At 52.5% G+C, this 21151-nt stretch carries 18 protein-coding genes; 8 read left to right on the top strand and 10 right to left on the bottom strand.

Annotation, left to right across the window (positions count from 1 at the left end; translation table 11 throughout):
* Positions 1-29 precede the first annotated feature (29 nt).
* Complete coding sequence (locus tag WKR14_RS11805; RefSeq protein ID WP_286996698.1) at positions 30-638, top strand: class GN sortase; 609 nt, start codon at positions 30-32, stop codon at positions 636-638.
* Here the strand turns inward: WKR14_RS11805 and WKR14_RS11800 are convergent.
* The gene (locus WKR14_RS11800) at positions 630-1655 is read right to left on the bottom strand and encodes a diguanylate cyclase domain-containing protein (protein WP_339086242.1); all 1026 of its coding nucleotides are present in this window, start codon (positions 1653-1655) and stop codon (positions 630-632) included. The two genes, WKR14_RS11805 and WKR14_RS11800, sit on opposite strands and share 9 nt — an antisense overlap.
* A 163-nt stretch (positions 1656-1818) precedes the next feature.
* Between WKR14_RS11800 and WKR14_RS11795 the strand changes: the two genes are divergently transcribed.
* Positions 1819-3408, top strand: a complete 1590-nt coding sequence (locus tag WKR14_RS11795; protein WP_101055180.1) for a M28 family metallopeptidase — start codon at positions 1819-1821, stop codon at positions 3406-3408.
* Between the two features lie 54 nt (positions 3409-3462).
* On the opposite strand, the gene WKR14_RS11790 is transcribed toward WKR14_RS11795, so the two are convergent.
* From WKR14_RS11790 to WKR14_RS11780, 3 genes are all read right to left on the bottom strand, one after another.
* Entirely contained in the window at positions 3463-4314 is an 852-nt protein-coding gene (locus WKR14_RS11790; protein WP_339086240.1) for a hypothetical protein, read from the bottom strand.
* Positions 4315-4641: 327 nt separating this feature from the next.
* On the bottom strand, positions 4642-5589 hold the full coding sequence (locus WKR14_RS11785) for an ATP-grasp domain-containing protein (protein WP_101055178.1): 948 nt from the start codon (positions 5587-5589) through the stop codon (positions 4642-4644).
* 20 nt (positions 5590-5609) lie between these two features.
* A complete protein-coding gene (locus WKR14_RS11780; RefSeq protein WP_039033298.1) occupies positions 5610-6044 on the bottom strand; it encodes a DUF413 domain-containing protein in 435 nt (144 codons plus the stop codon).
* Positions 6045-6154: 110 nt separating this feature from the next.
* Between WKR14_RS11780 and hdfR the strand changes: the two genes are divergently transcribed.
* Positions 6155-7000, top strand: coding sequence for an HTH-type transcriptional regulator HdfR (hdfR, locus tag WKR14_RS11775; RefSeq protein WP_101055176.1), 846 nt, complete (start codon positions 6155-6157; stop codon positions 6998-7000).
* Between the two features lie 96 nt (positions 7001-7096).
* On the opposite strand, the gene WKR14_RS11770 is transcribed toward hdfR, so the two are convergent.
* Positions 7097-7468, bottom strand: coding sequence for a diacylglycerol kinase (locus WKR14_RS11770; RefSeq protein WP_101055174.1), 372 nt, complete (start codon positions 7466-7468; stop codon positions 7097-7099).
* Between the two features lie 394 nt (positions 7469-7862).
* Here WKR14_RS11770 and WKR14_RS11765 point away from each other — a divergent pair, with 394 nt between their 5' ends.
* Together WKR14_RS11765 and WKR14_RS11760 are read left to right on the top strand one after the other, a co-directional pair.
* The gene (locus tag WKR14_RS11765) at positions 7863-8852 is read left to right on the top strand and encodes a DNA ligase (protein ID WP_339086237.1); all 990 of its coding nucleotides are present in this window, start codon (positions 7863-7865) and stop codon (positions 8850-8852) included.
* Positions 8853-8907: 55 nt separating this feature from the next.
* Entirely contained in the window at positions 8908-9378 is a 471-nt protein-coding gene (locus WKR14_RS11760; RefSeq protein ID WP_339087749.1) for a low molecular weight protein-tyrosine-phosphatase, read from the top strand.
* A 127-nt stretch (positions 9379-9505) separates the two neighbouring features.
* Here the strand turns inward: WKR14_RS11760 and ylqF are convergent, their stop codons facing one another.
* Together ylqF and WKR14_RS11750 are read right to left on the bottom strand one after the other, a co-directional pair.
* Positions 9506-10447, bottom strand: a complete 942-nt coding sequence (gene ylqF / locus WKR14_RS11755) for a ribosome biogenesis GTPase YlqF (RefSeq protein ID WP_093983046.1) — start codon at positions 10445-10447, stop codon at positions 9506-9508.
* A 76-nt stretch (positions 10448-10523) separates the two neighbouring features.
* On the bottom strand, positions 10524-11363 hold the full coding sequence (locus WKR14_RS11750; RefSeq protein ID WP_039033333.1) for an isopenicillin N synthase family dioxygenase: 840 nt from the start codon (positions 11361-11363) through the stop codon (positions 10524-10526).
* Between the two features lie 218 nt (positions 11364-11581).
* On the opposite strand from WKR14_RS11750, the gene WKR14_RS11745 reads away from it, so the two are divergent.
* Positions 11582-12499, top strand: coding sequence for a bifunctional methionine sulfoxide reductase B/A protein (locus tag WKR14_RS11745; RefSeq protein ID WP_339086234.1), 918 nt, complete (start codon positions 11582-11584; stop codon positions 12497-12499).
* A gap of 57 nt (positions 12500-12556) precedes the next feature.
* Here the strand turns inward: WKR14_RS11745 and WKR14_RS11740 are convergent, their stop codons facing one another.
* Positions 12557-14116: a SulP family inorganic anion transporter gene (locus tag WKR14_RS11740; RefSeq protein ID WP_039033294.1), complete on the bottom strand. Its 1560-nt coding sequence runs from the start codon at positions 14114-14116 to the stop codon at positions 12557-12559.
* Positions 14117-14255: 139 nt separating this feature from the next.
* Complete coding sequence (gene rne / locus WKR14_RS11735; protein WP_339086231.1) at positions 14256-17708, bottom strand: ribonuclease E; 3453 nt, start codon at positions 17706-17708, stop codon at positions 14256-14258.
* 587 nt (positions 17709-18295) lie between these two features.
* On the opposite strand from rne, the gene rluC reads away from it, so the two are divergent.
* Entirely contained in the window at positions 18296-19261 is a 966-nt protein-coding gene (rluC, locus tag WKR14_RS11730) for a 23S rRNA pseudouridine(955/2504/2580) synthase RluC (RefSeq protein WP_165565169.1), read from the top strand.
* A 21-nt stretch (positions 19262-19282) separates the two neighbouring features.
* Positions 19283-19927: an HAD-IA family hydrolase gene (locus WKR14_RS11725; RefSeq protein WP_339086229.1), complete on the top strand. Its 645-nt coding sequence runs from the start codon at positions 19283-19285 to the stop codon at positions 19925-19927.
* Between the two features lie 95 nt (positions 19928-20022).
* On the opposite strand, the gene WKR14_RS11720 is transcribed toward WKR14_RS11725, so the two are convergent.
* The gene (locus WKR14_RS11720; protein WP_339086227.1) at positions 20023-20991 is read right to left on the bottom strand and encodes a PAS domain-containing protein; all 969 of its coding nucleotides are present in this window, start codon (positions 20989-20991) and stop codon (positions 20023-20025) included.
* Between the last annotated feature and the right edge of the window lie 160 nt (positions 20992-21151).

Below are 21151 nucleotides of genomic sequence, written 5' to 3'. Positions count from 1 at the left end.
AGGCACCCCAGGCCCTGACAGCAGGCACTATGTCCTCGGTCAATAGGGGGCGCTTTGGCGATATCGGCTCAATAGTGATAGTTGTTCTGGTCGTGGCGGGTTCGGCCATGCTGTTTAAAGGAGGATATATGCAAGCCAAAGCCATGTTCGCCCAGTTTTTGATTGAAAAGGCCTGGGCCAAGAGTCTGACTGATGGCCAGGCACACAAACCCTGGTCCTGGGCCGATACTCACCCTACGGCCAAATTGTGGATAGGCAAGCATGAGCCACTCTATGTGCTGGCCGGGGCCAGTGGCCGTAACCTGGCCTTTGGACCGGCGCAGATGCTCTCGGGAGCCGGCGCCGGAGAGACAGGTAATACAGTGATTGCCGGTCACAGGGATACCCATTTCGCGATTCTGGCCGGGGCCAGGGCCGGGCAGGAGATCCGCTTGCAGGGCATGGATGGTCAGATCCATTTTTATCGAATACGGGCTACCGCAGTAGTGCATGAATCTGAGACACGTTGGTTGATGGGCAGTGATGAGCGGCTATTGACGCTGATTACCTGTTATCCCTTCGACAGCCTGAGCGGCGGCGCCGAGCTCAGATTCGTGGTGCAGGCAGAAGCCTTGCAGACGCTGGCGGTTTCAGCCTGATATCGGCATCACCCGATTGCGGCCCAAACGCTTGGCTTCATAGAGCAAGGTGTCGGCGCGTTCGGTAAGGGATTGACGGGTATCCATTTGCTGCCATTCGGCAACCCCGAAGGAGGCGCTGATATTGCTGATGAGCTGGCTCTTGCGCCTGTCTCTGACGCTGACTTTCTCCAGTGCCCGCCTCATGGCTTCGGCCAGTTGGCGGGCCACTCTCAGCTGACTGGTCGGCACCAGAATAGCGAACTCTTCACCACCGAAACGATACAACTTGGTGCCGTCACGGCAACTATCCTGCAGACGCTTGGCCACCGCCTTGAGCACCTGGTCCCCCAAAAGATGCCCATATTCATCGTTGAAACGCTTGAAGTGATCCACATCCACCAGAATAAGGCAGCAGCCCTTGGGTGACTGACTCAACAAGCTCTCGAAGTCGGCATCGAAGGCACGGCGATTAAGGCAGCCGGTGAGGGCATCAAACAATATGTCTTTTTCGGTGTTTTGCAGCTGTAGTCGCAGATTGTCTATCTCTTGTTGGGCTTTGCTCAGTTGCGAGCTCAAATAATCCGTGCTGTTGCGAATATCATCCGAGTCTTTCACCAGGGCTCGGACCATGCCCATCACCTGCTCAAGATCCATGGCGTCCTGATCCAAGCGGCTGATACGGCCAAAGTTACGCTCTATTTTGGCGCGAAAACTGTCGGCATCACAGCTGGTATCCTTGAGTGACTGAGACAGCTCGGTCGCTATCGCCTCCATACTCTGGCGCATATCTCTGACATCCAGTTCCTCTTCCGGAGCCAGATGGTGGCGGTACAGAAGTTCTGCCGTGGAGGGGGGGCAGGTGTTGAACTGGCTGATTGCTTGATCCAGGCCGGCATTGAGTACCGGGTTGCGCTCGCTGACATAGGCATACCAGAGCGCATAGTTGACCGGCGTTGTCGGTATCCGATATTTCAACATCAGGGGTAAGGCTTTTTTCAGGTATTGAGCGGCTTGCTGAAGCAGAGTCATGGCCATAGGGGAGCTCATTGTCGATGTAAAAAACCTATTCAGCTTGACATAAATTAAGCCGCTTGTGGATCCATAGGCTCACGGAATGTCACCTTGTTGCGCCGATTGCCGAATGCTGCCCCGCTGTTACAATGGCTGAACAAAATAGATAATAGTAAGGAATGAAGTCGTGAAATTTACCTCTGTGTGTGGCCTGTTGGCCACATTGTTAACGCCTGCTCTGGCGTTGGCCGCCCCCTTTGAACTGGATGAATCCAGCTATCGCCAGGATGTGAAAACCCTTGCCAGCGATGCTTTTGGAGGCCGTGCGCCTCTGTCGGCCGGTGAACAGCTGACCTTGGATTACCTTACCAAAGCCTTCAAGGAGATGGGGCTTGAGCCCGGGTTTGGCAACAGTTATCTGCAAGCCGTGCCCATGGCCAGGATCAGCGCAGATCAGAATATGCAGCTTAAGTTGGGCTCAATGAGTTTCAGTAACGGCGAGGAGTTTACCGCCCGCACTCAAAGAGTGACACCCAAGGTGGAGCTGCAAGACAGCGAGGTGGTATTTGTCGGCTACGGTATCAATGCCCCGGAATACGGCTGGAATGACTTTGAAGGCCTGGATGTTCGTGGTAAGACGCTGATTGTGCTGGTCAATGATCCCGGCTTTGCCACTCAGGATCCCCAGGTATTCAAGGGCAATGCCATGACCTATTATGGTCGCTGGACCTATAAATATGAAGAAGCGGCCCGTCAGGGCGCCGAAGCCGTGTTTATTGTGCATGAAACTGCGCCCGCCGCTTACGGTTGGGGGGTGGTGCGTAACAGTAACACCAATACCAAGTACACCCTGGTGGATAAAGACAACAACGCATCATCGGTGGGCGTGATGGGGTGGATCCAGCATGATAGCGCCAAGAAGCTGTTCAGCCAGGCGGGTCTGGATTTTGATACCTTGAAGCAACAGGCGGTCAATAAAGGCTTCAAGGCGGTGCCGTTAAAACTCAAGGCCAATCTAACTTTGAACAACAAGATAGAACTGGCGCAATCCCACAATGTGGCGGCCTTGTTGCCTGGAAGTGAACACAAAAATGAATACTTGGTGATGCACGCTCACTGGGATCACCTGGGAAAGACCATTGAAGATGGCAAGGAAGTGGTGCTCAACGGCGCTGTGGACAACGCCTCCGGTGTGGCCGGTGTTCTGGCATTGGCAAAGCATTTCAAACAGCAAAAGGGCATTGATGCCCCGAAACGCTCGATTCTGTTCAGCGCCTTTACTGCCGAGGAAACCGGACTCATTGGTGCCCAGTACTTTGCCGAAAATCCCCCGGTTCCCACCAAGCAGCTGGTGGCATTTCTTAATATAGACGGCATGAATATGGGCAAAGGCGTGGATTACATCCTGCGTTATGGTGAGGGTGTGTCAGAGCTGGAGCAGTATTTGAATGATGCCGCCAAAGGACAGGGACGCAGCGTCAAGGCCGATCCCCGGCCGCAAAATGGCTTGATGTTCCGCTCGGATCATTTCGCTCTGGCCAAGGAAGGGGTACCCGGCTTGCTGTTTATGAGTTTGGGGGATACAGACCCGGATTATATCGCCCATAAATATCATAAGGCAGCCGATGATTATGACCCAAGCTGGAGTCTGGATGGGGTTCAGCAGGACTTGGCCTTGATAAGCGATATTCTGGCGCGGTTGGCCAATAACAATGATTGGCCCAAATGGCTTGAAGACTCGGACTTTAAGAAACGTCGGGCGCAGGATCTGCGCTGAGAAGGACACTTTTAAGCGCAAACCGGGGATCTGTCCCCGGTTTTTATATTGGCCTCAGAAGCGATAGCTGACAGATAACATGGGGCCGATAAAACTATAGTAAATATTGTAGTCGGCTACTTTTACTTCGGCATTGGACGTACTCTGACGCACATCCACATCTACCTTGTAATAGTTGTACGCCACACTAATGTCCCAGTTGTCACTCAGCGCCGTTTTCATGCCTGCTCTGATATCGACCAATGAGCCTTTGAGGTCATCCAGACGCACGGAAAAATATTGGGCATGTAGATTAAGTTGCCAACCGGGTGCCAGCTCATAGTCACCAAAGAGGCCAACATTCGGCAAAGGTGCAGTCACACTCTCATCTACCACTCTGGGAATAGGTTGAGCACTGCAGATATTGCCGCTGAGTTCTGAAGTGGCACAGGCGCCAATGGAACCCTCAAAGCTGCTGTCAATCAACATAGTGTGCAGCCCTACACTGACCCCTATGTTATAACCGTTGCCTTGAAACAGATCATAGCCATAGCCAATACGAACGATATCAATATTAAGGCTTGTGCCTAACTGGCCTCCGGCCTTGACGTCATAAACAGTATCATCAATCTGGATTTGAAATGGCCTGCTGACTGCTTGAGTTTCGGCGCTGCGATGCAGTTGTTTCCAATCGATATAGATATGGTGTCTGTCGTTGAAGCGATATCCTACTTCAACCAATGGCAGAAACTCATTTTCCGCCAACTGCAGATCCGATTCGAAATCCAATTCGAAATCGTTGCCTAACAAGGGATCTGTGACTTGCATATTGGTGTCGGACTGGGAATAGAAACCACCTATATTCAGACTCCACTCGTCGGCCTGAACAGAGTTGGCCGCGCAGCACAACAGGAGTAGTGTCAACACCAGTTTCGAACCCGGAATGTTAATTAAATGTGTTGTCAACAATGGGGTGATCTCTTTTTATTACTCAGATAATCCAAGTGCCTTCTCAGAGATTCCTTTTCCGGGGTAATTCGGCACATGTGCGGTTTGAGTGCTTTTGGGTTCGCTCTTGGGGCGACACTTCTTGTATTTTCGGATGCTGAAAATCCGCGCGGTTGCAGAGAGTCTAAACCAGAATAGTGTGTTGTGTGAATAAAATGTTTGGAAAGTTATGGTTTTTTATGATCCATAACAAAAAAGCACTCCGTAATGGAGCGCTTCAGTCTTATATTAAAGATCGTGTTCGGATCAGCCCTCGGACTTGCTGCTATCGCTTTTCTTGGAGTCCTTGTTGAACATGCCCAAACGGATACGGATAAAGTGCAGTATTTGTGCTGCAATATCTAGATTGAGGCAGGACTCCAGTCCTTCAAAGCCCGGCGAGGAGTTGGCCTCGCAAATCTTGTAGTGACCATTATCGAACAGCAGATCGATTCCGGCGACATCCAGATCCAAAATATTGGCGGTCTGGGTTGCCAGCCACTCGATTTCAGGTGTGACCGTAAAGGGGCTGGCTGAGCCACCGGCGCTGACATTGGCTTTGAAACTGTCCTCTTGACCGCGTCTTTCGTAGCAACCCGCTACCCGGCCACCTATGGTAAAGACTCGTAAGTCCCGGCCATGGCTGTTGGAGATAAACTCCTGCAAAATGATGTTGGCATTTTTATTGGTGGCTTCGATAAGCTGCATCAGATCATCGAACTCCCGCGCCTTGTGTGACAGAAACACGCCGCTGCCTTGCGAGCCGGACAGTGTCTTGATCACCACAGGGAAACCCAAATGACGTTCAACCAAGTCAACATCAACCGGGAATTTCACCAGCATGGTCTTGGGCGTTGGCAGATTCTTTTCAGCCAACAGTTGCTGGGAAAATAGCTTGTCCTTAACGGTTTCTATCGCCTTGGAAGAGTTAAGGCAATAAACGCCAAGACGCTCCAGGTGGCGGATAATCGCCAAGGCAAAATAGGTGGTACCCGAGCCCATACGGGGAATAATAAAATCGGGCAACTCTACTGGTTGCCCGTTCAGTAAAATACTCTTGTTGTCCTCTCGGGTCACAGTGAGGTCAAACTCATCGGGAGCATAGACCTCAAGTTCGATATTGTCGGCCTTGGCAGCCTCCAACAATCGGTTAATTTCATACAATTCAGGTTTTAGCTGAGTCGCGGTCTCTTTATATAAAATCCAACCACGCATTTAGTCGCAAACCCTAATTTTCATTGGTCATCCTCTAGTTCAGGCTCATCCTGAACATCGTCATCTATCATATCGTCAAGATACTCAGCATCGGCCTTTTTCACCAAATTGGTGCCGACAACTGCGTAGAAAGGCTTCCCAGAAGCCAACTTGACATACTTTACCCAGATCTTTTCCAACAAGCTACCGGGAGCGGAATTTCCGCGGACAACTTCAACAAAATGACTCTCCTCCGGATTTCGGGGGGCTTGGCGTCCTTCCGCCAGAGCCTGCATGGCAACGCCATGTTTTTCGAGTAATTCTGCTTCGTTGTATGTAAAATCCCCGCTGCGGCGAAAGCCCTTGGGGAAGTTTTTGTCGTCATAGAAACGGCGTTCGCTGACAAAACTCTCATTGGCGGCTTGTTGCATAGATGCACTTTGCAGTGCCGATGGTGAAGGAGTCGTGGTCAACATGGCGATATTCCTTACAAAATGGTTCTTGAGGAGATTTGCAAGCAGAGTATTGGCTAGTATGATTGATTTATAAATCAAAAAAATTTGTCTATGACGATAAAGAATTTTTTATGGACACGGATTTACTCAAGACATTTCTGGAAGTTTCCCATACCCGCCATTTTGGGAAGGCCGCCGAGAACCTCTATCTGACCCGCAGCGCAGTATCTTTCAGGGTGAAGCAGCTGGAGAGTATTCTCGGCGTCGAGTTGTTTGAGCGGCAGCGAAACAACATACAACCGACCCCGGCCGGGGTGCGGATGCTGGCGCATGCCGAAGCGGTACTGACCGCCTGGGAGCGGGCCAAACAGGATATCTCCTTGAGTGAGCACCAGTCGGTACAATTGGTTATCGGTGCGGCGCCCAATATCTGGGACGCTTATCTGCAGGGATATATGCAGGGCTTACATCAGGGGCTTGCCGGAGTGGCGCTACGCACCGAAATTCTGGCGCCGGCGGCGATGACCAAACAGTTGATGGACCGAACGCTGGATCTGGCCATTGCCTTCGATCCCCCTAAGTTGGAAGAGTTTGAGCTATTGCAGATAGGAGAGGTGTCTCTGCATCTGGTGAGCACAGAGGCGGCTACCTCAGTCGATGAACTGACGGACAGGCATTATATCAAGGTCGATTGGGGCACGGCGTTTAATATTCAACATGCCAGAGACTATGCCGAGTTGCCCATTCCTGTACTGCACACCGGCTCTGCCCGCATTGCGCTGGACTTTCTGCTCAATAATGGCGGCAGTGCATTTTTGCCGCAAAACATGATTGAACCTTATCTGGCGAAAGGTGAGCTGTTTGTGATTGATGATAAAACACCGCTCAGGCGCAATGTCTATGTAGCCTACTTGCCGGGCAACGACCGCCTGGAGCAGATACTGCAAGCGGTCAACTATCTCAGAAGTCAGTTCTAAGCCTCTCCGGGGCATTGAGCGCTTTGGCTTGAAGCCCCGGTTTCCTTACTTATGCATTCAATATTCCAAAGCATGCATTCAACATACCAAAGCGCTTTAGAACACCAAAGGCCAGATAACCACGGCCCAGGTCAGGCCGCATAAACACAGGCTGATAAAGACTGCCGCCGAGGCAATATCTTTGGCCTGGCCGCTCAAGGGATGAATTTCATCGCCCACTCTGTCGACCACGGCTTCAATGGCTGAATTCAATAGTTCGGTAATAATGACGATAAATACTGTCGTTATCAGCAGTAATTTTTCTGTCTTGGCCACATCCAGATATAACGCCAGCGGGATCATTAACAATGCCAGTACGGCTTCCTGACGAAAGGCGGCTTCATGTTTCCAGGCTGAGTTCAGTCCTTTCATGGAAAAGCCGGTGGCGCGAAAAATGCGTTTCAGTCCGTGATTGTTGGCGGGTTTCATATTTTCTCAATTCTTGATCTGTGGCTATGGCGGGTTGCTGTATAAAGACCCGCTGAACCGTGAAAGGTTCCTGGGTTAATGGGGTTGAAACAGGTCGCTGCCTTTATTGACCTTGCGTTGGTCACGAGCCACTCATTGAGTATTGGTGACGCTTAGGGAAGGTGCGGCGGTATTATAGCAGCTCATCTTGCCGCTGATATAGCTGTTACTTCACCCACCAAGGGTGTTTGGCCGTTATTATGCCATGGTGGAAGGTTTGGCAAAGGGGGGAGGGCCGTTTCGATAATCGTTACACTTGTTGTCACCATAATCGCCACGACTTTCTATACTCTTTATAGTTTTGGTCTCTGCTATAGGATGTAGCAGGCAATTGGCCGACAGCCAGGGAGGGCTTATGCAATATCCGCAATCTTTAACGACAACAGCATACCTTAAATGTTTTCCTGCCATATTGTTACTGCTGCAAACTTTTCTGCTGGCTTTGTCTTTTTTGCTCTCGTTTCCGGCTGCCGGCGATAGAGAATTACCGGCCCCTGAGCTGGCCGGACGTTGGCAACAACATAAGGTAGATATCAAGGATTTCCTTGTCAGTGAAAAACTTGATGGTGTCCGCGCCAGATGGGACGGCAGGCGTTTGTTGAGCCGCTCGGGCAGAGTCATTCCTGCACCAATTTGGTTTGTGAAGGACTTTCCTGACGTGGCACTCGAAGGAGAGCTTTGGGGTGGCTATCACAGCTTTGATACTGCATCGCTGCTGGCCAGAGGTTTAGGCGAAGCAGACTCCTGGCGCCAGCTGGGTTTTTATCTGTTCGATGCCCCCGGGCTTAAAATGGCTTTTGCCGAACGTTATCAGGCGTTCAAGCAGTATCACCAACTGACCCCTTATCTCTATGTCATCGAGCAGCGGCGTCTGAGCAGCACGCAAGAGTTACATCTGTGGTTACAACAGGTGGTGGCCAAAGGGGGCGAAGGCCTGATGGCGCACCGCATCGATGCCATGTATCTGGCGGGGCGCAGTGATGCCTTGTTAAAACTCAAACCTGTGGAAGATGCCGAGGCGCGAGTGCTGGCGATACTTCCGGGAAAAGGCAAGTATCAAGGCATGATGGGCGCCTTGCTGGTGGAAACCGAGGCTGGGGTAAGCTTTCGCCTGGGGACAGGTTTCACCGATGCCGAGAGGGCTTCACCGCCGCTTCCCGGAACCTGGGTAACCTTTGCTTTCTCCGGGCGGACCTCGGGCGGCAAGCCTAGGTTTGCCCGCTTCCTTAGGGTAAGATCCGACTATCAACTCAGTTTCCCGGCAGAGGTTATTGAGGCAAAAGTCTCTGTCGCCGACCCGGCTGCGGAACGCAATCCTGCCGAGTCAGCCAATAAGGAACCTTAAGGTGGAATTTCAAAGTGTGCCAAGTGTCAGCGAGGGCGAAATTAACCGTATCTTGATGGTTTGTATGGGCAATATCTGCCGCTCACCAAGTGCTGAAGCTGTGGCCCGGGCCAAGGCTCAGGCCATGGGACTGGCACTGGAGTTGGATTCTGCCGGCACCATAGGTTACCACTCAGGGGAGTCGCCGGACAGGCGCGCCCGCGCCGCCGGAGAGCGGCGTGGACTGGACTTTTCAGGGCTCAAAGCCAGGCAGGTGTGCGCACAGGACTTTGCTCATTTCGATCTTATTCTGGCGGCCGATCGTGAGAACCTTCAGGCCCTATATGAGGCTTGTCCGCAGATTTACAAACACAAGCTGGCCTTGATGCTGGACTTTGCCGATACCCCCATCAGGGAAGTCCCGGATCCTTACTATGGTGGCGACAGCGGATTTGAGCAGGTTTTGGATCTGTTGGAGTTGAGCATTGCCGGACTGTTTGCCCGGATCCAGGCCGCCAGACAGAAGATTATCCCGCCCACGCGGTGAGCGGTTCTGCAAAGGACTAACATTAAGCTTATGCGGAATTTAGTTGGATAATTGGTCGGATAAGTGACATACAAAAACAGACCACAATGGCGGCCTGTTTTCGCTAAGCTTGCTTCTTGAGGGAAGCTTAACCCTGATGGCGTTTGCCGGAGCGCTTCAGCCTGTCGGCTTCTTTCTTTGCCTGCTTCAGGGCTTCTTTCTCTGCCAGCAGCTTGGCCACTTCCGCCTCTTCTGCCTGGGCCATTTCCGGCGTTTCCAGTGACAGCTGGCCGATTTTCCCAGAGCGGAATTCATGCAGCAGCAGTTCCGAGGCCTTGTGCAGATCGATATGACCGCCGCTTCTGAGGGCGCCGCGCCTGCGGCCTATCTCTTCGAGTAATTCGATATCGGTGGCGGGCAGGGAGGTGAGCTTATAACGCTCCATCATCGCCTCCGGGTAAGCATGCAGGAAATAAGCTGCAGCAAACAGGGCCACATCCTCATATTCCATGGCGGTGTCCTTGATGGCACCTGTGACCGCAAGACGATAACCCGAGGCTTCATTGTCCACCTTGGGCCAAAGGATCCCCGGCGTGTCGGACAGCACTATGCCGTTTTTGAGGTTGATCCTTTGCTGCGCCTTGGTCACCGCAGGTTCATTACCTGTTTTGGCAATCACCCGGCCGGCCAGGGTGTTGATGATGGTGGACTTGCCCACATTGGGGATGCCCATGATCATGGTGCGAATATCCTTGAGCGCACCTTCGCTCACGGGGACCAGTTTGCGGCATAGCTCGGGGATCTTTCTGACCATGGCAGGTTGCAGGGTAGTGATGGCTTGTGCCCGTACTCCTTGTTCCTGCTCCAGGTACTCAATCCAACGATTGGTTATCTCGGGATCGGCCAGATCAGACTTGTTCAGCAACTTGATACAAGGCTTGTCCTGGCGCAGCTTGGCCACCATGGGGTTTTCACTGCTGTAAGGTATTCGGGCGTCCAGCACTTCGATCACCAGATCTATCTGAGGCATCACCTCTTCTATCTCTTTGCGGGCCTTGTGCATGTGTCCCGGATACCATTGAATCGCCATCTATTGCTTATCCTGCTGAAAACTGAAAAAAGAGCGCTATTGTAGCATTCCGAACTGAAAAAAGCGCCCGCAGGCGCTAGATAACCCCAAGTTCGCGCAGGCGCTCCATCAGGTAGCTGTCGGCGGTATAGCGCTCTGACAGCACAACGTCGGGACGAGGATGCAGGAACAGCGGCAGTGAGATCCGCGACTTGCTCATATCGGCGCCTTCCGGGTTGATCACCCTATGAGTGGTCGATGGGAAGTAACCGGCGGAAGCCTCCTGGAGCATATCGCCTATGTTTATGATAAGGTTGCCAAAATCGCTGGGAACATCCAACCATTCTCCGTCGAGGCTCTTCACCTGCAGCCCGGGCTCGTTGGCGGCGGGCAATACGGTGAGCAGGTTGATATCCTCATGGGCAGCGGCACGAATGGCGCCTGGGGTCTCATCGCCAGTCATCGGCGGATAATGCAGTACCCGCAGCAGCGTCTTGTGGCTATTGGCTATCATTTGCGACAGCGCTGTGCGGTAGTTGGCTGCCACCTCGGCAGGCGAGTGCACCTCGACCCAGTCCAGAAGCTCGGCGGCCAGCGCATTGGCTTCTTGGTAGTAGGTGAGGATATTGTCCTGCAATTGCTCAGGAATGCGGCCCCAGGGGTAGACGTGAAAGTACTCTTTGATGTCTTTGACCGTATGGCCTTTGGCGGTTTCTGAAATGCTCGCCGGAAAGAAACCATCCTGGGTTTCCGGCTTGAACATGAAGGCCTGCTTCTCTTCACTGTTGAAGAACTCCTGCCAGTCGCGGTAGATATCCTGCACCAAGTGTTGTGAAATAGGGTGGTTGCTCAACACGCCAAAGCCTGTGCTGCGCAGGGATTCTACAAAGCGCTCGGCAGCATCTGCGGCGCGATAGTCTATGGTTTCCAGTTTCATCATCATCTTTCTTGGTTATTTTTTATTGACCCGATACTTGTGTCTCTATGGACATTTTGTTGGCAGTCGGGTGACCCGGGCGCAAGTCTACCTTGATGTCTTTATAGGGGCAACGTAAAGTGATCCAAGTCACTTTTATGGCACTGAGTAACTTGAGTGAACGGTAACTGTTGCAGTTCGGGTTTTATGGGTTACGCAGAGCAATCGAGGAGCGTTAAATGAAACCCCTGAACGAGTTTGAGCGTTATGTCATAGAGGAAAAAGGCACAGAGCGCCCTTTCAGTGGAGAGCTGTATCAACACAATGCCAAGGGGCGATATCTGTGCCGTAAATGCGGTGCCCCCTTGTATTTGTCCGAGCATAAATTCAACGCCCATTGTGGCTGGCCCGCCTTTGACGATGAAATCTTTGGTGCCGTCAACCGGATACCCGACGCCGATGGTCGCAGAACCGAAATCGTCTGCAGTCAATGTGGTGGTCATTTGGGACATGTGTTTGAAGGAGAGGGGTTAACGCCCAAGAACTTGCGACATTGCGTCAATTCTGTCTCCATGGTATTTGAGGCCATAGATGATGCCGAGGCTCAGCAGCCGGCAACTGAAAAGTGTTTGGAGACGGCCACCCTGGGCGGCGGCTGTTTTTGGTGTTCAGAAGCGGTATTTTTAAGCTTGGCCGGGGTTACGCAAGTGACTTCCGGCTATGCCGGCGGCGCGGCAAAAGATGCCAACTACAAGGCGGTATGCAGCGGCGCAACCGGCCATGCCGAAGTGGTGCAGATAGTTTTTGACCCCACTGTCATCAGCTATGCCGAGCTGTTGGAGGTGTTCTTTGCCAGCCATGATCCCACCACCTTGAATCGCCAGGGTAACGACGTGGGGCCTCAGTATCGTTCGGTGATTTTCGCGCACTCGGATAAGCAGCTTGAGGTGGCGTCCTCCATGATTAAGGCGCTGGATGAGGAAGGCTTATTCGGCGCACCGATAGTGACAGAGTTGACCGCCTTTGATGGTTTCTATCCGGCGGAGGACTATCATAACGACTATTTTGCGCTCCATGGTGAGCAGCCCTATTGTGCCTTGGTGATCAAACCCAAGCTGGATAAGGTGCGACGGCGTTTCAGTGCCAAGCTGAAGTAGAATATAAAAACGGCAAGCCTCAGCTTGCCGTTTTTATATGGTCTGGACAGTGTTAATTTACGAGTCCAACTTGTCGTCGGCAATCTTGTATCTGGGATCTTCAATCAGATTGACTTCCACCAGATCGCCGGCCTTGTGCAGCAACTGTTTGCAGTCGTTGGAAAGATGACGAAGATGCAGGCGTTTGCCTTGATTCACATAGCGCTCGGCCAAGGTGTCTATGGCATCCAGAGCCGAGTGGTCACAGACCCGGGATGACTGGAAGTCGACCACGACATCCTTGGGGTCATTGTTGGCATCGAACAACTCAAGGAACGAAGCCGCCGAGCCGAAAAACAGTGGGCCATTGAGACGGTAAACCGCCCAACCGTTGGCATCTATGCTCTTTTGAGCACTGATTTGTTTGGCATGCTCCCAGGCAAATACCAGCGCAGATACTATCACCCCGACAAATACCGCAATCGCCAGATCGGTAAATACCGTCACCACAGTCACCAGCACAATAACAAAGGCATCGTGCTTGGGCACCTTACGCATCACTTTAAAGCTGGCCCACTCAAAGGTTCCCAGCACCACCATAAACATGACCCCGACCAAGGCGGCCAGCGGGATCATCTCGATAAAGGCGGCGGCAAACAGAATAAAGCACAGCAAGGTGAGAGCGGCGGTGATCCCGGAAAGACGACCGCGGCCCCCTGAGTTGATGTTAATCATCGACTGACCAATCATGGCGCAGCCACCCATGGCACCGAAAAAGCCACTGGTGACGTTACCCACGCCTTGGCCGACACATTCCTTGTTGCCACGGCCGCGGGTCTGGGTCATCTCATCGACCACAGTCAGAGTCAGCAGAGACTCAATCAGGCCAACAGCAGCCAGGATAACGGCATAGGGCGCTATGATATAAAGGGTTTCCAGGTTGAAGGGCACGGCCGGAATGGCAAAGCTTGGCAGTGTGCCGGCGATAGTTGCCTCAGGATTACCGCTCATATTGCGCAAATAATCGAGCACGTTGCGGGTATCCAAATCCAGGCCTACCACCAGAGCGGTTACTGCCAGTATGGCCACCAGGGATGAAGGCACGGCTGTGGTCAGTTTAGGCAGAAAATGTATGATGGCCATCGTCATGGCTATCAGCGCCAGCATCAGCCAGATATCTGCACCGGGCAACCAGGCCATCTCCTCTTCGCCGACTTTGACTTGAAATTGCCCCAGTTGCGCCAGGAATATCACTATGGCTAGGCCGTTGACGAAGCCTATCATCACAGGATAAGGCACTATGCGGATGAACTTGCCAAGACGCAGTGCTCCGGCGGTAATTTGAATTACCCCGGCCAGCACCACGGCAGCAAACAGATAGCTGACGCCGTGAGACACCACCAGGCTGGTCATGACCACGGCCATCGCGCCGGTGGCGCCTGAGATCATGCCGGGACGGCCGCCGATGAGGGCCGTGATCAGTCCCATAATAAAGGCGGCATAAAGGCCCACCATAGGTTCTACTTTAGCAACGAAGGCAAAGGCTACCGCTTCGGGCACCAGCGCCATAGCAACCGTTAGGCCGGAGAGTATATCCGCCTTGTGACTGCTGGTTTTATGGCGTATCAGTTCAAACATTCAGCTTGGGATCCCATCTTGAGGGTTAAAAACAAAGTTGCGCATACTAGCAAAATTTCTGTTGTGACAGAAGTGTGAAGCAGATCAAAATAAAAAAACCATGCCCGAGGGCATGGTTTTTTCTCAGCAACACTTAGGTTCAGGGACGGGCCATATCTGACTCGGCGCTGTTACCATGGCTCTTGCGTGGCGCGGTTTCGCCATTGGCCTGATACTCACGGCCTTTGGGCACTTCAACTTGAGCACGTTGATCCACCTGTGGCTTGGTTGTATCTGAGCCAACCATAGTGCTGAAGCGACTGACTCTTGCTGCGGCGCTTGCCTGGGTTGTTGCAGGTGTTGCTGCCGAGCTTTCCTTGGCTTCATTGCTTGACTGACGCGCAGGGCGGCTGATAGCAGCCGGCTTGGCCATAGGGGCTGAGGCGGCGACGCTTGCCGATGCAGTTTCTGCCTTGGGCTTGGCTGCTGCGACTTCAACAGTTTTAGCCTTGGGTGCTTCGCTCGCTTTCTCTACCGCCTTTGATGGCGCAGCTTCGACGGGCTCAGCTTTTGCAACTTCAGCTTTTTCAGCTTTGGCTTCAGGCGCTGGTTCGGCTTCTGCTGTTTTGGGCTCAGCCTTTACCTCTACTTCGGCGGCTTTTGCATCGGCAACGGCTTCTACCTTGGCAGCGACCTCGGCTTGAGGCTTTGTCTCAACCTGAGCTTCGGCTTTGGTTTCCGCTTTGGCTTCAACCTGAGGAGCCGGCTTGGCAACAACTTGAGGTTCAGCTTGCGCTTGCTCTTGAGCTTTGTCGGCAGGCTTTGCTTGCTCAGCGGCGACTTCAACGGCAGCGGCTGACGCTGATGCCTCGGCGACAACTGCTTCTTTAGCGTTATTTGCTACTTCAGTGCTTGCTTTTTCAGTACTTTCAGACTCTTCGCCTTCCTGTTCAGTACGGCGGCGACGCTGACCGGCTGCGCGCAGATGACGAGGGCTGCGGCGGCTACGGCGTTGGCCTTCGCGCTTGGGCTTATCGTCTTCTTCAGCACCCTCAATGGCTTCGGCATCACTTTGAACACCACTAGCTTGAACACTGGTTTCAGCGATTTGCTCGGCATTGGCAACAGGGCTGGCTTCGGCGCTTGCCTGAATGTCTGGTGACATCTCTGCACCTTGGGCTTTAGTGGCAACCTGAGTTGACTCTTCACCCTTCTGCTCGGTAGCCGTTTCGCTCTTGGCTTCTGACTTGGCTTCAACTTCGGTCTGAACTTCCATTTCCTTGGACTCAGCCTGAGCTGCGGCAGGCTTACGACGGCTGCGACGCGGCTTGTCAGCTTGCTCGGCGTTATCCTTGGCATCGCTCTCTTTGGCGCGAGCTGGCTTGGCCTCGGTTTTTGCCTCAACCTTTACTTCAGATTTGGCCTGGGCGCTGGCTTTCACTTCGGCGCTGGCTGTCTCTGCTGTATTGTCAACGGCTTCCTGTGCATCGCTGGCCTCAATGCGCACCTTACGGCGCAGGTTGCGACGTTGGCGACGCTCACGGGCGGCTTCCTGTTTTGGTTCCTGCTCGCTTTCGTCACGGGCCTTGCTGCGGCTCTTGCGTTCATCCACAGCTTCAGACTTGGGAGCCTTGTCGTTACGGTCACCACGGGTTGGCTTGCCGGTGTCGTTTGCCTGACGCTTGTTGCTTTGCTCGTCTTTATCACGGGCAGGGCGCTCATTGGCGGACGATTTACGGTTGCGGCTGCGTGAATCGCGGTTACCGTCTTTGTCATCACCACTCTTGCGACGTCTGTCGTTGCGGTCATTGCGACGGTTACGGCGGTTGTTCTGGCCGCTGCCTTCTTGATTGTCTTTAGTGCTCTTTTCCTGCTTCTTGTCGGCTTGTGGCTCGGAAGAGGAGAAGATGGCACCCAGGGCGGCGAATAAACGGGAAATTATTCCGGGCTTGGCCGCTTCAGTCGTTGCGGCTTTGGCCGCCGGTTTGGCTGTCTGCGGTGCTTCGGCAGTTTCCTGCTTGAGAGGTGTAGCGAAACCACTCAGTGCTGGCTTAGGTGCGGCTGCACGTTCCAGTTTACGTGGTTCATACAGTTTGTTTTCCGGATCTTCCACACGCTGGTAGCTGACTTCAGAGATCTGGTCGTCCTTGCGATGACGCACCACACGGTAGTTCGGGGTCATCATGTGTGGATCAGGGATCACATAGACTTCAACATCATGGCGCTGCTCAGTGATGCGTATGGCCTTGCGCTTTTCGTTCAGCAGGTAAGCCGCAACATCCACGGGCACTATGGCCTCAATCTGAGAGGTGTTTTCCTTGATGGCTTCTTCTTCCATCAGGCGCAGAATCGACAGTGCCAGTGACTCGGTACCACGAATGGTGCCCTGGCCGTTACAGCGTGGGCAGATGTGAGCGGCGGACTCTTCCAGAGACGGACGCAGACGCTGACGGGACATTTCCATCAGACCGAAGCGGGAAATACGGCCCAATTGCACACGGGCACGGTCATGGTGAACTGCATCACGCAGACGGTTTTCCACTTCGCGTTGGTGTCTGACCGGAGTCATATCGATGAAGTCGATAACCACCAGGCCGCCCAAGTCGCGCAGACGCAACTGACGGGCAATCTCGTCGGCGGCTTCGAGGTTGGTGTTCAGTGCGGTTTCTTCGATATCGCCGCCCTTGGTGGCTCTGGCGGAGTTGATATCGATAGAGGTCAGCGCTTCTGTGGGATCGATAACGATGGAGCCGCCGGAAGGCAGTCTAACTTCGCGCTGGAATGCGGATTCTATCTGTGACTCAATCTGATAGTGGGTAAAAAGTGGCACTTCAGAAGAGTAAGGTTTGACTCTGTCGACAAAATCAGGGCGTACCAAGGCGATATGCTGTTTGGCATCAGCATAAATTTGTGGGTGATCGATTAGAATTTCGCCTACATCACGGCGCAGGTAATCGCGGATGGCGCGGACGATAACATTGCTTTCCTGATGAATCAGGAAAGGAGCAGGGCGACTCTCGGCCGCTTCCTGAATCGCTGTCCAATGGTGCAGCAATACCTTCAAGTCCCACTGCAGATCGGCGGCAGCCTTGCCAACACCCGCGGTGCGAACAATCAGCCCCATGCCGTTGGGCACTTCCAGGTGCTCCATGGCCGCTTTCAGCTCAGTGCGCTCATCACCTTCAATCCGACGGGAGATACCACCGGCGCGAGGGTTGTTGGGCATGAGTACCAGGTAAGAGCCAGCCAGACTAATAAAGGTGGTCAGGGCGGCGCCCTTGTTGCCACGTTCTTCTTTATCTATCTGAACTATGACTTCCTGGCCTTCACTGACCACTTCTTTGATGCTGGGACGACCCTGGAAGGAGTATCCTTTGGGGAAGTATTCGCGAGCGATCTCTTTCAGTGGCAGAAAGCCATGACGCTCGGCGCCATAGTCAACAAATGCCGCTTCCAGAGAGGGTTCTACGCGGGTGATTTTACCTTTATAAATATTGGCTTTTTTCTGCTCATGGCCTGGGCTTTCGATATCCAGATCATAAAGCTGTTGCCCATCAACCAGGGCAACGCGCAACTCCTCGGATTGAGTCGCATTGATTAACATCCGTTTCATGATGACGTCATTCTTCTTAATAAGAGGTCATCAAACGTACAGGTCGCTGCATTACGGGCCTGGTCTCATTCGGGCACGCCTCTCGGCGTTCCTCCAGGCTGGGAGGTGCGCATTGCTGTTAGACGCATTCGCTGCGTGTCGCATCCTATTTATGGCTTATTTTTCAATGATTACAAAAACAAGGAATTCGTTGTAAAACATCAACCAACCCCATAAATTCTTCAATAATAATCCGGTAATGCCGAAGTCGAGCCTTGTCGTTTGATGACGAGTTAACATTAACTTTCGAAAACAGCATAGTGGCGGCTTGAAAGTGGTCTGAATTTCGTGTTTCCGTCCAGGTTTAACCGTAAAAACAATTTTTTCAGTAGTGTTCTTTTATATACAGTTTGCAAATCAATTATTTGCGACCTCGGAGGTCAGACATCGCTCAAGCGCTTTCCACTGTTCGAACCGTTCATAGATTGAGCAAAGGCTCATCAATACGCAGGGTTCGCCGCTGAAATATAGCTGAATTCAAAAAAATCGGCAATCAAAAGCCTCAACATGTTGTACAATAGCGCGCCCCGAACCGCAACATAAGTGTTATGAAAACCGAGACGCCATCACCCAATCTGCAAGTTCGCCTGGTGACCATTGACGAAGACAATGTTGGCCAGCGCATTGACAATTTTCTGCTCAGCAAGCTCAAGGGTGTACCCAAGAGCATGATCTATCGCATAGTGCGTAAGGGCGAAGTCAGGGTCAACAAGAAACGGATAAAGCCTGAATACAAGTTGGCCGAAGGGGACCTGGTACGTATTCCGCCGGTTCGGGTCAGTGAAGAAAACTATCGCACTGCGCCATCCGCGAATCTTGAGCGGGTATCGCGCCTAGAAGACAGAATTCTTTTTGAAGACAAGCATATTCTGGTACTGAACAAACCTGCCGGCATCGCCGTACACGGTGGCAGTGGTGTGGATTACGGCGTGATTGAAGCGCTGAGGTCCCTGCGACCGCAGCAAAAGTTTCTCGAGTTGGTGCACCGTTTGGATAAAGACACCTCAGGAGTGCTTTTGGTTGCCAAGAAGCGCAGCGCGTTAAAGCACCTGCATGACCAACTCAGACATAAGCAGATGCAAAAAGACTATCAGGCGCTGGTTCGCGGTGAGTGGCAAAAGCACGACAAGGTGGTTAAGGCACCATTGCTGAAGTTGACACTTAAGTCGGGTGAACGCATTGTACGGGTGAATACCGAAGGCAAGGCCTCGGAAACCCGTTTCAAAATTTTGCAGCGTTATGACGGTGCCACGCTGGTGCAGGCGAGTCCGGTAACCGGCCGTACTCATCAGATCCGGGTGCACTGCCAGTATGCCGGTCACCCCATCGCCTGTGACGAAAAGTACAGTGAGCAAAAGTTTGATGACAGTATGCGGGCACTTGGGTTGAATCGCCTGTTTCTGCATGCGGCGCAACTTAAGTTCACTCATCCTGACACAGAGACTGAAATGACAGTGCAGGCCCCCCTGGATCCTGTACTGCTTGAGTTGTTGGACAAACTCACTCGGGTATAGAAAGAAATAAGGAAACAGGCCATGAAGGCATATGAGCTACTGATATTCGATTGGGACGGCACCCTGATGGATTCGATAGGCAAGATTGTCCGCTGTATGGAAAATACGGCAAGGGCTATGGCATTGCCTATCCCCTCGGAGCAGGCCGTACGTGACATTATTGGCCTATCGATGACAGAGGCTCTGCAATGCCTCTACCCAGCAGGAAGTGTTGACGAATATCAGGCGCTCAGAGAGGAATATAAACAGCAGTTTCTGCTGCTTGATACCACGCCTAGCCCACTTTTCAGTGAAACTCCGGCACTGCTGTCACAGCTTCGCAGTGAGAAGTATCTGCTGGCGGTGGCGACAGGTAAGGCAAGGACAGGTCTTGAACGTGTACTGCGGGAAACCGGGCTTGGAGACTTCTTTCACGCCAGTCGCAGCGCCGATGAGGCGAGAAGTAAACCCCACCCGGACATGCTGCAACAGTTATTGGTTGAATTAAAGATAGCGCCTGAAAGGGCCTTGATGGTGGGTGATTCGGTACACGATCTCAATATGGCTACCGGTGCCGGTATGGATGCCATTGGGGTCAGTTATGGCGCCCATAGCCGCGAACGCTTACATGAAGCGGCGCCAAAGGCCATTATCGATAGTCCATTGGGGTTGTTGCACCATCTGTGATCTTCATTGGAACCTTTACCTAAGCACATCCTTTAAAGGCCTGCATTTGCAGGCCTTTTGCTTACCTATTTCGCTAAAAAAAGTGGTGTGCAATTTCAGGAGTTGGCGGTTTTTAACTCCGGACCCAATTCTGGACTCAGGTTTTCTGCGCTCAGGTTCTTTGTACCAAGGCTCCCGGTGTTAAGGTTCAATGCTTCAGTGCCCAGGCTGGATAATGCCAGCGCCGACAGGCGGGTGATGTCGTGGGACGAGACTATGACGCCGCAAATTTCGCCGGCATCATTGATGCAGGGGGAGTGTCTTACACTCATCAGCAACGGCGCTGCCAGATGCGGTGGATGTAACCAATGATTGGCTTCAGGTGTTTCGCCGTTAAAGGCCCGTTCAAGTAGCGGCCGGATCTTCTTCTCAAATGTCTTTCCACCGTGCAGCTCAGCTATATGCTTACCTATTATCTCCTCTTTGGCGCGGTTGAAAAGCTGCTCATACCCTTTGGAGACCATACGGTAGCAATAGTCGGTACCGATAAATGCCAGCAGATGATCTGTGGTGGCTATCATCTGCTTGTGCATGGCGAGCTCGCGATTGACTAACATTCTGTGATATTCGAGCCCGATACGTTGGGCCAAGATCCGGAAAAACTCTTTTGATTTGGCGCTTTCGGCCTGGGGCAGGGTATCTAGCACAAAAATATGGCCAACCGGTTTGCCATCGATGCCGAGGATCAGCTCGGCCTGATAACTCTGGGCGCCTATCTCGCGGAACAGGCTAAAGTGGGGAAAACGTTTTTGCAGATCACGGGCGTGGAGTATGTGGGTGCTGGTTTCCTGTTGTTGATAGAGGGACTCACAGGGAGAGCCGGCCAATTCAAAATCAAAAGCAGGCAGGGACTGTTTGTTGTCACAAAAGGCAATGACCTCACCTAGTGCGGCGTTTTTAAGTCGGCCAAAACCTGCCCAGCGACATTGGGTCACCAAGGCGAGTGCGCGCAGTGCCCGTTGAAAAAAACGCTTATCTGTACAGGGAGCAGCCAGTAGAGCCAAGGCTTCTTCGGTATCTGTCATCTTTTCACTCTACAGGGGGTCATCAAAAGAAATATGTTGATTAATTGTTATTATAGTAGAGTGAAAGCCTAGTGGTCGCACGTAAATTTACCTTGTTGAGATAAGATTCAGACCCATCCGACATCTATATCATATTGTTTCAATATGGCGCATGTATCTT

The organism is Shewanella chilikensis (assembly GCF_037953065.1).
GTDB classification, from domain to species: domain Bacteria; phylum Pseudomonadota; class Gammaproteobacteria; order Enterobacterales; family Shewanellaceae; genus Shewanella; species Shewanella chilikensis.
This window is presented reverse-complemented; position numbering and strand designations above follow the sequence as displayed.

What these genes read in the sequence shown, in the direction of transcription:
- WKR14_RS11750 (WP_039033333.1), bottom strand. Translation starts at nt 11,363, where the DNA reads ATGAAACTGGAAACCATAGACTATCGCGCCGCAGATGCTGCCGAGCGC.
- rluC (WP_165565169.1), top strand. Translation starts at nt 18,296, where the DNA reads ATGAAAACCGAGACGCCATCACCCAATCTGCAAGTTCGCCTGGTGACC.
- WKR14_RS11785 (WP_101055178.1), bottom strand. Translation starts at nt 5,589, where the DNA reads ATGCGTGGTTGGATTTTATATAAAGAGACCGCGACTCAGCTAAAACCT.
- WKR14_RS11725 (WP_339086229.1), top strand. Translation starts at nt 19,283, where the DNA reads ATGAAGGCATATGAGCTACTGATATTCGATTGGGACGGCACCCTGATG.
- WKR14_RS11780 (WP_039033298.1), bottom strand. Translation starts at nt 6,044, where the DNA reads ATGTTGACCACGACTCCTTCACCATCGGCACTGCAAAGTGCATCTATG.
- WKR14_RS11800 (WP_339086242.1), bottom strand. Translation starts at nt 1,655, where the DNA reads ATGGCCATGACTCTGCTTCAGCAAGCCGCTCAATACCTGAAAAAAGCC.
- WKR14_RS11720 (WP_339086227.1), bottom strand. Translation starts at nt 20,991, where the DNA reads ATGACAGATACCGAAGAAGCCTTGGCTCTACTGGCTGCTCCCTGTACA.
- WKR14_RS11745 (WP_339086234.1), top strand. Translation starts at nt 11,582, where the DNA reads ATGAAACCCCTGAACGAGTTTGAGCGTTATGTCATAGAGGAAAAAGGC.
- WKR14_RS11740 (WP_039033294.1), bottom strand. Translation starts at nt 14,116, where the DNA reads ATGTTTGAACTGATACGCCATAAAACCAGCAGTCACAAGGCGGATATA.
- WKR14_RS11805 (WP_286996698.1), top strand. Translation starts at nt 30, where the DNA reads ATGTCCTCGGTCAATAGGGGGCGCTTTGGCGATATCGGCTCAATAGTG.
- WKR14_RS11760 (WP_339087749.1), top strand. Translation starts at nt 8,908, where the DNA reads ATGGTTTGTATGGGCAATATCTGCCGCTCACCAAGTGCTGAAGCTGTG.
- WKR14_RS11770 (WP_101055174.1), bottom strand. Translation starts at nt 7,468, where the DNA reads ATGAAACCCGCCAACAATCACGGACTGAAACGCATTTTTCGCGCCACC.
- ylqF (WP_093983046.1), bottom strand. Translation starts at nt 10,447, where the DNA reads ATGGCGATTCAATGGTATCCGGGACACATGCACAAGGCCCGCAAAGAG.
- WKR14_RS11765 (WP_339086237.1), top strand. Translation starts at nt 7,863, where the DNA reads ATGCAATATCCGCAATCTTTAACGACAACAGCATACCTTAAATGTTTT.
- hdfR (WP_101055176.1), top strand. Translation starts at nt 6,155, where the DNA reads ATGGACACGGATTTACTCAAGACATTTCTGGAAGTTTCCCATACCCGC.
- rne (WP_339086231.1), bottom strand. Translation starts at nt 17,708, where the DNA reads ATGAAACGGATGTTAATCAATGCGACTCAATCCGAGGAGTTGCGCGTT.